Annotated in this window: 11 protein-coding genes; 10 read left to right on the top strand and 1 reads right to left on the bottom strand. The window is 59.7% G+C overall.

All coding sequences use genetic code 11. The features are described from left to right. Positions 1-163 precede the first annotated feature (163 nt). The 9 genes from INHI_RS0114855 to INHI_RS0114815 all read left to right on the top strand — a co-directional run bounded on the left by INHI_RS0114855 (position 164) and on the right by INHI_RS0114815 (position 10,710). Positions 164-1,465: an extracellular solute-binding protein gene (locus tag INHI_RS0114855; protein ID WP_024098572.1), complete on the top strand. Its 1,302-nt coding sequence runs from the start codon at positions 164-166 to the stop codon at positions 1,463-1,465. Between the two features lie 73 nt (positions 1,466-1,538). Next, complete coding sequence (locus INHI_RS0114850) at positions 1,539-2,420, top strand: ABC transporter permease subunit (RefSeq protein ID WP_014878985.1); 882 nt, start codon at positions 1,539-1,541, stop codon at positions 2,418-2,420. 10 nt (positions 2,421-2,430) lie between these two features. Continuing rightward, on the top strand, positions 2,431-3,312 hold the full coding sequence (locus tag INHI_RS0114845; protein WP_014873378.1) for an ABC transporter permease subunit: 882 nt from the start codon (positions 2,431-2,433) through the stop codon (positions 3,310-3,312). A gap of 12 nt (positions 3,313-3,324) precedes the next feature. Beyond that, positions 3,325-4,371, top strand: a complete 1,047-nt coding sequence (locus INHI_RS0114840; RefSeq protein ID WP_014878987.1) for an ABC transporter ATP-binding protein — start codon at positions 3,325-3,327, stop codon at positions 4,369-4,371. Then, a complete protein-coding gene (locus tag INHI_RS0114835; protein WP_014878988.1) occupies positions 4,368-5,369 on the top strand; it encodes an endonuclease/exonuclease/phosphatase family protein in 1,002 nt (333 codons plus the stop codon). The genes INHI_RS0114840 and INHI_RS0114835 overlap by 4 nt, the downstream gene beginning before the upstream one ends. 102 nt (positions 5,370-5,471) lie before the next feature. Beyond that, positions 5,472-6,542: a bifunctional transcriptional activator/DNA repair enzyme AdaA gene (locus INHI_RS0114830; RefSeq protein WP_014878989.1), complete on the top strand. Its 1,071-nt coding sequence runs from the start codon at positions 5,472-5,474 to the stop codon at positions 6,540-6,542. 119 nt (positions 6,543-6,661) lie between these two features. After that, positions 6,662-8,182 (top strand): 2,3-bisphosphoglycerate-independent phosphoglycerate mutase, encoded by a 1,521-nt coding sequence (gene gpmI / locus INHI_RS0114825; RefSeq protein ID WP_027248139.1) that lies wholly within the window; start codon positions 6,662-6,664, stop codon positions 8,180-8,182. Then, a complete protein-coding gene (locus tag INHI_RS0114820) occupies positions 8,179-9,363 on the top strand; it encodes a murein hydrolase activator EnvC family protein (protein WP_051338970.1) in 1,185 nt (394 codons plus the stop codon). The genes gpmI and INHI_RS0114820 overlap by 4 nt, the downstream gene beginning before the upstream one ends. Positions 9,364-9,366: 3 nt before the next feature. Further along, the gene (locus INHI_RS0114815; protein WP_014873384.1) at positions 9,367-10,710 is read left to right on the top strand and encodes a S41 family peptidase; all 1,344 of its coding nucleotides are present in this window, start codon (positions 9,367-9,369) and stop codon (positions 10,708-10,710) included. 81 nt (positions 10,711-10,791) lie between these two features. Here INHI_RS0114815 and INHI_RS0114810 read toward each other — a convergent pair whose 3' ends face one another. Next, positions 10,792-11,664, bottom strand: coding sequence for a helix-turn-helix domain-containing protein (locus tag INHI_RS0114810; protein ID WP_027248137.1), 873 nt, complete (start codon positions 11,662-11,664; stop codon positions 10,792-10,794). Positions 11,665-11,752: 88 nt separating this feature from the next. On the opposite strand from INHI_RS0114810, the gene pobA reads away from it, so the two are divergent. Beyond that, complete coding sequence (pobA, locus tag INHI_RS0114805; protein ID WP_027248136.1) at positions 11,753-12,934, top strand: 4-hydroxybenzoate 3-monooxygenase; 1,182 nt, start codon at positions 11,753-11,755, stop codon at positions 12,932-12,934. The last annotated feature ends 8 nt before the right edge of the window (positions 12,935-12,942 follow it).

The raw sequence follows: 12,942 nt of genomic DNA, 5'->3' as shown, positions 1-12,942 counted from the left end.
ATGGACTCGTTCCTGAGACAAAAGCGCTTCAAGCGCTGCTGCAGCAGAGCTCACTGGCCTAAGGGGAGGCCAATTCATAATACCGCGGCGGGCTGAACCGGTCGCCGTGGTTCAATTGGAACCGCTCGCTCGCAACTGGGCGACGGAGGACCGGAGACAGAAGATGAAACGTATTGCGTTCACAACCGCTGCCACGCTGGCATTCGCCGCCAATGCTGCATATGCCGAAACTGAAATCACCTGGTGGCACGCCATGGGTGGTGCGCTGGGTGATACCGTCAACCAGATCGCATCCGACTTCAACGCGAGCCAGGATGAGTATAAGATCACCCCGGTTTTCAAGGGCACCTATGAAGAGACTCTGACTGCGGGCATCGCCGCCTTCCGCGCGGGTGAGCAACCCAATGTGATGCAGGTGTTTGACGCCGGCGCCGCTACCGTGATTGGCGCGAAGGGCGCGACCATCCCGGTTCAGGATCTGCTGGCCGACAATGGCGTTGATTTCGACATCAACGACTACATCGCTGGCGTGCGCTATTTCTACGCCGACAGCGATGGCAAGATGATCGGCATGCCGTTCAACTCCTCCACGCCCATCATGTATTACAATATCCAGGCGTTGGAAAAAGCAGGTGTTACCGCACCCAAAACCTGGGAAGAATTCCAGACCGTGACCGCGCCCGCGCTGAAAGAGGCTGGTTATACCGCCTTGTCGCAATCTCACCTGCCCTGGATCTTCACCGAGAACTTCCATTCCCGCCACAACCTGCCGTTTGCGACCAACAACAATGGCTACGACAGCGTCGACACTCAGATTCTAGTGAACAATGACGCGATCAAAGCGCATTTCACCGCCGTGACCGACTGGCAGGAAAAGGGCCATTTCGAATGGTTCGGCACGGGCTGGGGTGACAATCAGACGCCGTTTGAAGAAGGCAAGGTTGCCATGTGGCTCGGTTCTTCCGGCTCCTTTGGTGGCCTGAGCAAGAAAGACCTGCCGTTTGATTTCTCCGCAACCATGCTGCCCTACTGGGAAGGTGTGACCAAAGAGCCGACGCAGACTTTCATCGGTGGTGCGTCCCTGTTCGCGATGGCTGGTCATGATGCCGAAGAAAACAAGGCAACCGCTGCGTTCTTCGACTTCCTGACGTCTTCTGAGGTGCAGTATTTCTGGCACAAAGAGACCGGGTATGTGCCGATCACCGAAGCCGCTTATGAAATGGCGAAAGCGGACGGCCATTATGACCGTGCCCCTGCTGCCGAGGTTGGCATCCAGCAGCTGTCGCTGCCCGGTGGTGACAACACCAAAGGCTATCGCATGGGCTTTTACGTGCAGATCCGCGACGTAATGAACCGCGAATATGGTCGCATCCTGACTGGTGAAACATCGGTTGAAGACGCGTTCAATGCCATCGAAGCCGAAGCCAACAACCTGCTGGCCCGTTTCGCCAAGACCCAAGGCTAATCGCGGGGCTTCCCCTTACTTGTGACGGCCGCAGCCCCTGCGGCCGTCACGCATTCCAACGAAGAGGCACACCGTGAAACGCGCCGGATTCTCGACCAAGTGGATGCCGATCCTGTTGCTTATGCCGCAGCTCGTCATTATCGCTATTTTCTTCTATTGGCCCGCCTGGCATGCAATCCAGTCGTCCTTCTACCTTCAGGACCCGTTTGGGTTTGGCTCGACCTTCGTCGGGTTGGATAATTACACCGATCTACTTGGCAATTCCGAATATCGCCGTGTCGCGATTTTCACTCTAGTCTTTACGGTCCTTGTGACCTTCTTCTCGTTGGCGATTGCGCTGTTGCTGGCGGTTAAGGCGGATAATGTTCTGCGCGGCGCACGCACCTACCGAACCCTTCTGATGTGGGTCTACGCGGTGGCACCTCCGGTTGCGGGCTTTATCGGCTTGATCATGTTCGACCAAAGCTGGGGGCCTTTGACACGCCTCGCGGGCTTCTTTGGCTGGGACTTTGTTCTTGGCGTGAACTTCAATGACACTGCCGCCGCCATGGTCCTGGTTTCGGTCTGGAAACAGATCCCGGTCAACTTCATCTTCTTCCTGTCCGGGCTTCAGTCGATCCCGCGTTCTGTGCGCGAAGCAGCGCTAATCGACAATCGCTCCGCCACAGGCCGGTTCTGGGATGTCACGTTTCCGCTGCTGGCGCCGACTGGTTTCTTCCTGCTGATCATCAACATCACCTATGCGCTGTTCGACACCTTCGGCATCGTCGACACCCTTGTGAAAGGTGAGCCGGGGAACAACCCGATGACCCTGGTTTACAAGGTCTACGTGGATGGTTTCCGTGGCAACGATCTGGGTGGTTCGTCGGCACAGTCGGTCATTCTGATGGTCCTTGTCCTGGCGCTCACGATCTTTCAGTTCCGGCTGATCGACCGCCGCATCCACTATACCTGAGGGGGCTGACATGGCTGACCAAACACCCGTTCAAACGCCGCGCCGCTCCATCAATTGGGGGGCGGTTGGCGACCACACCGTTCTGATCCTCGGCTCGCTGTTCATGTTGGTGCCGCTGATCATGGTGGTGATGACCACGACCGTGCCGGATGTGGATATCATCAAATACGGCCCACAGCTGAAGATAGGCGATCAGTTTGATGAGAACTTCGAGAAGGCGATGTTCGAGGCGTCGGGGTTCTCCGGAGCGAATACCGGGACCCGTATGCTGTTCAACTCTTTCGTGCTGGGCATCGGCTTTGCGCTTGGTAAGATCGTGATCGCGATGATGGCGGCCTATGCCATCGTCTATTTCCGCCTGCGGTTCGCCTCGTTGGCATTTTGGGTGATCTTCACCACGCTGCTTCTGCCGCTGGAGGTGCGTATTCTGCCGTCCTATGAGGTTGTGCAGCAGTTGGGTATGCTGAACACCTATCAGGGGTTGATTATCCCGCTTATCGCATCGGCCACGGCGACATTCTTCTTCCGGCAGTATTTCCGGTCGATCCCTGAGGAACTGGTCGAAGCCGCCCGCATCGATGGGGCAGGGCCGGTGAAATTCTTCATCGATATTCTCGTGCCGCTGTCCAAAACCATGATCGCTGCGATGTTCATCATCATGTTTGTCTTCGGCTGGAACCAGTATCTCTGGCCCACGATGATCACGACCGAAGAAGACATGTATACGCTTGTGCGGGGGATCAAGCAGATCACCCAGACCCTTGAAGGCACCAATGTGCCGGAATTTGGTCGCGCAAATCTTCTGGCAGTGATTGCCATCCTGCCCCCGGTGGCAGTCGTCATTTTCTTCCAAAGCTGGTTCGTCAAGGGCCTGACGGAATCCGATAAGTAAGGACTTCACACAATGGCTCAGGTTACCCTGAATTCTGTACGCAAGGTCTACCCTAACGGGGTTGAGGCCGTCACTTCCTCCAGCTTCAAGATTGAGGACGGCGAATTCGTCGTTCTGGTCGGCCCGTCGGGCTGCGGCAAATCCACCTTGCTGCGCATGATTGCCGGTCTAGAGGATATCACCGAAGGTACGCTGGAAATCGGCGACCGGGTGGTCAACAATGTCGATCCGGCAGATCGCGATATCGCGATGGTGTTCCAGAACTACGCGCTTTATCCGCATATGACGGTGCGCAAGAACATCGCCTATGGCCTGAAGAACCGCAAAACCCCCGAGGCTGAGATCAAGCAGAAGGTGGCCGAGGCCGCCAAGATGCTGAACCTCGAGGAATATCTGGACCGAAAACCTTCGCAGTTGTCCGGTGGACAACGCCAGCGGGTTGCCATGGGGCGCGCTATCGTGCGTGACCCGGCATTGTTCCTGTTCGACGAACCGCTGTCGAACCTTGATGCCAAGCTGCGTAACCAGATGCGGATTGAGATCAAGGCATTGCAGCGCCGGTTGGGGGTCACCTCGATCTATGTGACCCACGATCAGGTCGAAGCGATGACTATGGCGGATCGCATCATCGTGCTGAACGGTGGCCGTATCGAACAGATCGGCACGCCGTCGGAGATCTACCACAATCCGGCGTCCGTCTTTGTGGCCTCGTTCATGGGCGCGCCGCCGATGAATCTACTCGACGCCACCATAGCCAACGGCCAGGTGACATTGCCGGATGGGGTCTCGATGGGCGCGCTGGACACCTCGGCCCAAGGGGCGGTTAAGCTGGGTATCCGCCCGGAGGACGTCCAACTGGTCGCCGAAGGTGGCCTCGCCATCGATGTGGAACTGATCGAAGAACTGGGCGCCCATCGTCTGTTGCATGGCAAACTGGGGGGCCAACCCTTCACCATTCATGTGCTGAAAGACATTCCGGTTGATCCCGGCACCCATCAGATTTCGGTCGATCCTGCAGCGATCTGCCTGTTTGATGCGGAAAGCGGCCAGCGACGATGACACGGGTTCTGGACAGTCTGCCGTCGGTTTCGTCCGATTTGCAGGCGCGGATCAAGGCGGCACCGCGCAATGCGGTGGCGCACCGGGCGCTGATGACTGAGGTGCCGGCAATGTCGGCCTTGCAATCCGGCGGTAAGGCAGCTCTGGACGCGTTGACCGCCTCGGTTTCTGTTGTGGCCTGGAACGTCGAGCGCTGCCTGTTCCCGGAGGACACAGCCAGCCATATCCAACCTCTCGCCCCGCAGGTTGTCCTGCTGTCCGAGGTCGATCACGGCATGGCCCGCACCGGTCAACGCCACACCACCGAGGCTATGGCAAAGGCGCTGGAGATGGCCTACGTCTTTGGCGTTGAGTTCCATGAACTGGATCTGGGTGGCCCAACAGAGCAGGCGTTCTGTACGGATGATTTCAATCTGTTTGGCTGGCATGGCAATGCCATTCTCTCGGCCGTTCCGCCAGAGCGCGTAACCCTGATCCGGTTGGATGACCACGGCCACTGGTTTTCTTCCGATGAGGTGCCCGCCGACCCGGACCAGCCGCGTCTTGGTGGGCGGATGGCTATCGCGGCGGTCCTGCCGACCGAGGCCGGACCGATTTGTGTTGTCTCCACCCATTTGGAAAGCAACGCTGACGCTGACCACCGCCATGCGCAATTTGATCGTCTGCTGCGTGCGATTGATGCGTTTGCACCGGATATGCCTGTGCTGATCGGCGGTGATCTCAACACCGGCAACCATTTGCCGCCGGATTTCGACTGGCAACGTGAGACGCTGTTCGAGCTGGCGCGCGCGCAAGGCTATGACTGGTCGGCGACCCCGGGTGGTGTCACCACGCGGCCAAGCCTCATCACGCCGCATCCGGACCGGCAGATGAAACTGGATTGGTTCTGCACCCGTGGCATGCGCTCTACTGAGAACCGTCTGGTGTCTTCAGTCGATGAAAATGGCCGTCCGCTGTCCGATCACGATGCTGTCTGGTGTCGTGTCGCGCTGGACTGATACGGGTGCCCGTCAGGCGCTGCTGAGCCAAGAAGCCTGTCGCTGCATAATCCACGCCTGATTATCGGCGGCAGGCGCGCTGCCCTATGCTAAACAAGGCATATGTTATTTGATCTTCCTGACCACGAGGCGCTGTATCAGGCGCTACTCACTCGCGATGACCGCTATGACGGGCAGGCTTATGTCTGCGTCGCTACGACCGGCATCTTCTGTCGACTGACTTGTCCGGCACGCAAACCTAAACGCGAAAACTGCCAGTTTTTCGGCAGTGTAGGCGAATGTATCGAAGCCGGGTTTCGCGCCTGTAAGCGGTGCCACCCGCTGCGCCCGATGGCAGAGGCGGATCCCGCAGTGGCCACCCTCTTGGCGGCCCTTGATGAACGCCCGGATTACCGGTGGGGGGAGGGGGACATCACCCGCATGGGCCTTGATCTCTCCACGGTGCGTCGCAGTTTCAAGCGGCAGTTCGGCATGACGTTTCTGGAGATGGCACGCCAGCGCAGATTGCGCGAAGGTTTCACCGTTCTGTCCGATGGAGGCAAGGTGATTGAGGCGCAGCTGGACGCGCAATTCGACTCTCCGAGTGCGTTTCGTGCGGCCTTCGCCCGGTTGCTGGGCAGGGCACCCGGCAGCCTGACCCGCGAGGGCCTGTTGCTGGCGGATTGGATCCCGACGCCGCTTGGTGACATGATTGCAGTCAGCAGCCGGACCGAGCTGCACCTGCTGGAATTTGTGGAGCGCAGGGCGCTGAAGGGGGAGCTGGACAAGCTACAACGCGCGGTGAAAGGCGACCTCGGCATAGGTCCCACACCGCCGAGCGAGCAGATCCGGGCGGAACTTGACGCGTTTTTCGCAGGGCGTTCGGCGCGGTTTGAGACTCCTTTGGCTTATCATGGCACAGCCTTCATGCAGCAGGTCTGGGACGCGCTGCGACAAATCCCACCGGGCATCACACGCAGCTATTCGGAGATTGCCCGCACCATAGGCCGCCCCGATGCCACCCGTGCTGTTGCCCGCGCCAATGGTGCCAATCAGATCGCTCTGGTGGTGCCCTGTCACCGGGTGATCGGTGCCGATGGGTCGCTGACCGGATATGGCGGCGGGCTGTGGCGCAAACAGCGGCTCTTGGACATTGAACGCCAGTATCGCACATCGGCGGCGCAGCCGGTATGAGGATCTCGCCCAAGAACGGAGGGGCACGCGGATAGCCTCTCCAGACCGATCGGCGGTTTCCCAATCCCCGGCAAATCTGTAGAAGGCAGTAACGCCACTCAGAGCCGGAGCCTGAAACCATGTCGACGCCCAAACCAGTTGTTCTGTGTATCCTTGATGGCTGGGGCAATGCCGAGCCGGGAACCGCCAATGCGCCCTATCTGGCTGAGACACCAACGCTCGACGAGATCGCCAGAACCTGCCCGACGGCGCGGCTTATCACCCACGGTCCGGATGTCGGCCTGCCAAGCGGTCAGATGGGGAACTCCGAGGTGGGCCACACCAATATCGGCGCCGGCCGGGTGGTGGCAATGGATCTGGGCCAGATTGATCTCGCAATTGAGGATGGCTCGTTTTTCCACAATGACGCACTGCAGGGGTTCATTGCCCGGCTGAAAGAAACCGGCGGTGCGGCGCATCTCATGGGGCTGGCTTCGGATGGCGGCGTCCATGGTCACGTCTCTCATATCATCGCTGCGGTGAAGGCCATTCGTGATGCAGGTATCCCCGTCTGGCTGCATGCGATGACGGATGGACGAGACGTCGCCCCGAAATCTGCTCTGGAATTCGTTACCGCCCTGCAAAGCAAGCTGGCCGAGGGCGCGCGTATCGCCACCGTGACAGGGCGCTATTATGCAATGGATCGCGACAATCGCTGGGAACGCGTCAGTCAGGCCTATGACGCTATGATCCATGGTCGCGGCCAATATCAGGCGGAAACCGCCGCGGACGCGATCAAAGCCAGCTATGCCCGCGATGAGCTGGATGAGTTCATCAAGGCCACGGTGATTGATGGCTATGATGGCGTGAAAGATGGCGACGGCCTGTTCTGCCTGAATTTCCGCGCCGACCGCGCCCGCGAGATCCTGCGCGCTATGGGGGAGCCGGGTTTTGATGCTTTCGATACCGGGGCACGCCCGGAGCTGGCTGCATTGCTGGGCATGGTGGAATATTCCGCAGGTCATAACGAATACATGCAAACCGTGTTTCCCAAACGCGCGATCGTCAACACATTGGGTGCCTGGGTGGCGAAACAGGGCAAGCGTCAGTTCCGCCTCGCCGAGACGGAGAAGTATCCGCATGTGACCTTCTTCCTCAACGGTGGCAAAGAAGACCCGGAGGAGGGCGAAGACCGCGCCATGCCGAAATCGCCCAAGGTTGCGACCTATGATCTGCAACCGGAAATGTCAGCGCCAGAGGTGACCGAGCGGTTTGTCGAGGCGATTGAAGCGGGCTATGACCTGATTGTCACCAATTATGCGAACCCGGATATGGTTGGTCATACCGGTGATCTAAGTGCTGCGATAAAGGCCTGCGAAGCGGTCGATCAGGGGCTGGCCAAGGTCGTCGCCGCGTTGAAGGCCGCAGGTGGCGTGATGCTGGTCACAGCTGATCATGGCAATTGTGAAGTGATGGTCGATCCTGACACAGGCGGCCCGCATACCGCCCATACCACCAATCTGGTACCCGTCGCGCTGGTCGGTGGACCAGCTGGGGCTGAGCTGCGTGATGGCCGTCTCGCAGATCTGGCGCCAACGCTTTTGCAGCTGATGAACCTCCCGAAACCGGATGAAATGACCGGAGAGAGCCTGCTGGCATGAGCTCAGCATTTGGCATCTTGGGGCCGGCTGCTGTCAGGCGTGGTTTTCAGATCTGCGCCCTTGCGGTGGTCCTGTCCGCATCGGCAATGGGGGCAAGTGCGGCAGAGGATCCCGCGACAGCGGCGCAGCGGGCGGCCAACCAGCTGGAGACCGCCACGCTGGCGCTTCAGCAGGCGGAAACTGCACGGGACCGCGTCGCTGCATTGACCGAAACCGTCCGCGCCTATGAGGCCGGGCTGGCGGCCATGCGCGATGGCCTGCGCCGTGTCGCGCAGCGCGAGGGGCAACTGGCGGCTCAACTGAAAGCGCGCGAAGATGACGTGGCGGATTTGCTCGGGGTTTTGCAGACCATTGAGACCGCACCACCACCGGTGCTGATGCTGCACCCCTCGGGGCCGCTTGGGGCCGCCCGCTCTGCCATGACATTGGCTGAGGTGACACCGGCCTTGCAGGCGCGGGCAACCGCGCTGCGCCGTGATCTGGAGGAGGTCCAGACGCTGCGGCTGCTGCAACAAAGCGCCGCCAACACTCTGCAGGAGGGTCTGAACGGTGTACAAGAGGCCCGTGTGCAACTGTCTGCCGCGATCGCCGACCGCACCGACCTTCCACGCCGCTTTACCCAGGATCCGGTGCGCACTGCGATCCTGATATCCTCGACGGAGACGCTCAGCGGGTTTGCCAGCGGGTTGGCTGAAATCGCGGAGGGGGAGATCGCAACAACTGATGCCGACGTCAGCGCCCTGCGCGGTACGCTGCCGATCCCTGTCGAAGGATTGGTCCTGCGCAGCTATGGTGAGAAAGACGCCGCTGGCATCGCTCGCCCCGGTTGGCTGATCGCGGCGCGCCCGCGCGCACTGGTGGTCTCGCCCGCCGCTGCCACGATCCGGTATCAGGGGCCGCTGCTGGATCTTGGCAATGTGGTCATCCTCGAACCGCAGCCTGAGACACTTTTTGTGCTGTCGGGACTGGCCGAAGTGTATGGAACCATGGGTGAGGTCATCCCCGCAGGAACTCCGATTGGCCTGATGGGGGGCAAAAACCCGGAAATCGGCGCCATTTTGTCACTAAGCGGTGAAGGGGCTGGAACTGACCGCACAGAAACGCTCTATATAGAAGTTAGAATGGACAACAGTCCGGTGGACCCCGAAACCTGGTTCCGCACCGACAAGGATGGAAATTAGTTCATGAGAAAATTCGCGATGGCCGCAGTGGGCGGCACGCTGGCAGGGATACTTGCCACCACCTATGTAGCTGAGCCGCTTTTGGCGCAGGAAGGCAGCCGGGAGGCCAGCGTTTATGAGCAGCTGGACCTCTTCGGAGACATTTTTGAACGCATCCGCGTGCAATATGTCGAAGACGTCGATGAGACTGAGCTGATTGAGGCCGCCATCGGTGGCATGCTTGCCTCGCTGGACCCGCATTCCAGCTATCTCTCCCCGGATGATGCTGCCAATATGCGGGTGCAAACCCGTGGCGAGTTCGGTGGTCTCGGTATTGAGGTCACACAGGAAGAAGGCTTCGTCAAAGTGGTTTCGCCCATTGATGGCACCCCGGCGGATGAGGCCGGGATGGAATCGGGCGACTTCATCACCCACGTGGATGGCGAAAGTGTTCTGGGGCTGGCTCTGGACGAGGCGGTGGATCTGATGAGAGGTCCGGTGGGATCAGAGATCGTGATCACCGTCGTCCGGGAAGGCGAGGCGGAGCCTTTTGATGTGTCGATCATTCGCGATACAATCAAACTGACGGCTGTACGCGCCCGCACTGAAGATGAAACGGTCGTCTTGCGTCTGACCACTTTCAACGATCAGACCACGCCCAATCTTGAGGCTGGCCTGAAAAAGCAGCTGGAGGAAGCCGGTGGCATGGACAATGTCAACGGTATCATCCTTGATCTGCGCAACAATCCCGGTGGCCTGCTGACGCAGGCGATCAAGGTGGCTGACAGTTTCCTCGACAGCGGCGAAATTGTCTCTACCCGTGGGCGCAACCCTGAGGACGGCGAACGGTTCAATGCCACTCCCGGCGATCTGGTCGACGGCAAACCCATTGTGGTGTTGATCAACGGCGGCTCTGCGTCTGCATCTGAGATCGTGGCGGGTGCGCTGCAAGATCACCGCCGTGCCATTGTGGTCGGTACCAAGTCCTTTGGCAAAGGATCGGTTCAGACGGTAATGCCGCTCAAGGGAGATGGCGCGATGCGCCTGACCACGGCGCGCTATTACACGCCGTCTGGTCGTTCGATCCAGGCGCTTGGGGTTTCGCCCGATATCGTCGTGGAACAGCCGCGCCGGGATCCAAATGCGGAAGAGGAAGAGGAAAACACCTCCGCCGCCCGCCGGACCCGGTCTGAGGCAGATCTGCGGGGGCGTCTGAACAACGACAGCCTTTCCGAGGATGAGATCCGCCAGATCGAGGAAGACCGCGCCAAGGCCGAGGCCGCAGCGGAGCGCCGCGAGGAAGATTATCAGCTGGCCTATGCCATCGATATTCTGAAGGGTCTGTCAAAGCTGGGGCCGGAGCAGTAAGCGCTGGCGCAACCCTGTGCACATTATAAAAACCGCCTCGGAATACCTCGGGGCGGTTTTTTTGTCGGATAGCGTAGTTCCTCACTCAGGGGGCAGCCCGCTCGTAATGATTTGTCGGCGAAAGCGACGTGGTGGCAGCCCGGTGCCGCGGGCAAAGACCCGGCTGAAGTGAGCCGGGTCTGCATAGCCGAGCTCATAGGCGATCTGTGCCGCACTCATGGACGTATAGATCAGCAGGCGTCGCGCCTCGCGGAGCATCCTCTCGTTGATCAGCTGCGAGGCGGACTGTCCGGTGGCCTGATGACTTATCCGATTGAGGTGCGTTGTCGAAACGGCAAGTTCGCGCGCGTAGTCGCTGACCTGACGCCGGGCACGGAAATCCCTGTTCACCAGCGTTTCGAACCGGGCGAACAGTTGATGCGCCTTCGGGTTGGCATCGCGCGACTGCTGCGCGCCGATGCACTGCGCGACGGTGCCGGTGATCGCGCCGACAAGTCCACGCAGGATCGGTGTGCGCGCAAAACCGTCGGCGTCATAGGCGTCGCGGATCGCGGTGAGAAGCTGTAGCAGGTCATCCCGTAGCGGTGTGACCGCCGCGCGATCTAGGGTTGTCAGAATATCGAGACTATCCCCAAGCACCTGATCCATAAGATCGGATGTCAGTGTCAGCACCCATCCTCTGGTATCGCTGCTAAACTGGAACCCATGCACGGCGCCACGGGGAACATTGACCATGCACGGGGGATGAAGATCCTGCTCGTTTCCGTCAAGCGTGGCCAGTCCACCGCCATGCGTCAGCGTCAACAGCTGATGCAACCGGGCATGACGATGGGGCGTCAGCGACCAATCATGGAGCGAGGACCGTGCTTCAATGCTTTCAATATGCAGTAGATCCGCCAACTCCGTATTCTCTCCGAACAGGGAGTAGGTGGTTATCGCCTTTGGCTCAGTCATGTGCGAAATATACAAGAACCGGGCGGTTGGGTCTATTCGCAAGATGGCGAAGTTTCGGCATGATGGACGGGCGAACAGGAGAAAGCTGATGCAGAGCCAGACAACACAGGTGGTGATTGTTGGGGGTGGTCCCTCCGGGCTGTTGCTGTCGCAGCTGCTGCACAGGGCCGGGATCGACACAATCGTGCTGGAGCGCCAGACTCGGGACTACGTGTTGGGACGTATTCGCGCAGGCGTTCTGGAGCACGGGTTTGTGGACCTGCTGCGCCGGGCTGGTGCCAGCGCGCGCATGGACCGCGATGGTATGGTGCATCACGGATTTCACATTGCCCATCAGGGGCGGCTGGACCGCATCGATCTTGCAGGCAGCGCCAAAGGGCAGACGGTGATGGTTTACGGCCAGACCGAGGTGACCCGCGATCTCTATGACGCCCGCGACGCCATGGGCGGGCAGATCATCCACGAAGCCGCGAATGTCGCCCTGCATGATCTGACGACGGCGCGGCCTAATGTTACCTATGAACAACAGGGCGAAACCCGCCGGATTGATACCAAATTCATCGTGGGCGCGGATGGGTTTCATGGGGTCAGCCGCAAGTCGATCCCGTCAGATGTCCTGAGCGAATATGAAAAGGTCTACCCGTTCGGCTGGCTCGGCGTGCTCTCGCAGACATCGCCCGCTGCGGATGAGTTGATCTATGCCCGACACGATCGTGGCTTTGCGCTATGTTCGATGCGCAATGCCCAGCTGAGCCGCTATTACATTCAGGTACCGTTGACGGATCGGGTCGAGGACTGGAGCGACGCTGCCTTCTGGGAGGAGCTGAAGCGGCGCTTGCCCGAGGATGTGGCGAAGGGTCTGCAGACCGGCGTTTCGATTGAGAAATCCATCGCGCCGCTGCGCAGCTTCGTGGCAGAGCCGATGCGCTATGGAGCGCTGTTTCTGGCGGGTGACGCCGCCCATATTGTGCCCCCCACCGGGGCCAAAGGGCTGAACCTCGCGGCCTCGGATATCCACTATCTGTACGAAGGTTTGTCTGATCACTTTCAACGCAATGATGATACTGCGCTGGACAGCTATTCCGAACGCGCGCTGGCGCGGATCTGGAAAGCTGAACGGTTTAGCTGGTGGATGACCAACCTGCTGCATCGCTTCCCTGACATGTCGCCAGCGGATCTGCGGCTGCAGCAGGCGGATCTGGACTATCTGTTTTCCTCCGACGCGGCCCAGGCATCTTTGGCGGAAAATTATGTGGGATTACCCTATTAGGGTCTAGG

It is taken from the genome of Phaeobacter inhibens DSM 16374, assembly GCF_000473105.1.
Taxonomy (GTDB): domain Bacteria; phylum Pseudomonadota; class Alphaproteobacteria; order Rhodobacterales; family Rhodobacteraceae; genus Phaeobacter; species Phaeobacter inhibens.
This window is presented reverse-complemented; position numbering and strand designations above follow the sequence as displayed.

Bases quoted from the DNA above. Each gene is read 5' to 3' on its own strand.
- INHI_RS0114855 (WP_024098572.1), top strand. From the start codon at position 164: ATGAAACGTATTGCGTTCACAACCGCTGCCACGCTGGCATTCGCCGCC.
- INHI_RS0114845 (WP_014873378.1), top strand. From the start codon at position 2,431: ATGGCTGACCAAACACCCGTTCAAACGCCGCGCCGCTCCATCAATTGG.
- INHI_RS0114840 (WP_014878987.1), top strand. From the start codon at position 3,325: ATGGCTCAGGTTACCCTGAATTCTGTACGCAAGGTCTACCCTAACGGG.
- INHI_RS0114835 (WP_014878988.1), top strand. From the start codon at position 4,368: ATGACACGGGTTCTGGACAGTCTGCCGTCGGTTTCGTCCGATTTGCAG.
- INHI_RS0114830 (WP_014878989.1), top strand. From the start codon at position 5,472: ATGTTATTTGATCTTCCTGACCACGAGGCGCTGTATCAGGCGCTACTC.
- gpmI (WP_027248139.1), top strand. From the start codon at position 6,662: ATGTCGACGCCCAAACCAGTTGTTCTGTGTATCCTTGATGGCTGGGGC.
- INHI_RS0114820 (WP_051338970.1), top strand. From the start codon at position 8,179: ATGAGCTCAGCATTTGGCATCTTGGGGCCGGCTGCTGTCAGGCGTGGT.
- INHI_RS0114815 (WP_014873384.1), top strand. From the start codon at position 9,367: ATGAGAAAATTCGCGATGGCCGCAGTGGGCGGCACGCTGGCAGGGATA.
- INHI_RS0114810 (WP_027248137.1), bottom strand. From the start codon at position 11,664: ATGACTGAGCCAAAGGCGATAACCACCTACTCCCTGTTCGGAGAGAAT.
- pobA (WP_027248136.1), top strand. From the start codon at position 11,753: ATGCAGAGCCAGACAACACAGGTGGTGATTGTTGGGGGTGGTCCCTCC.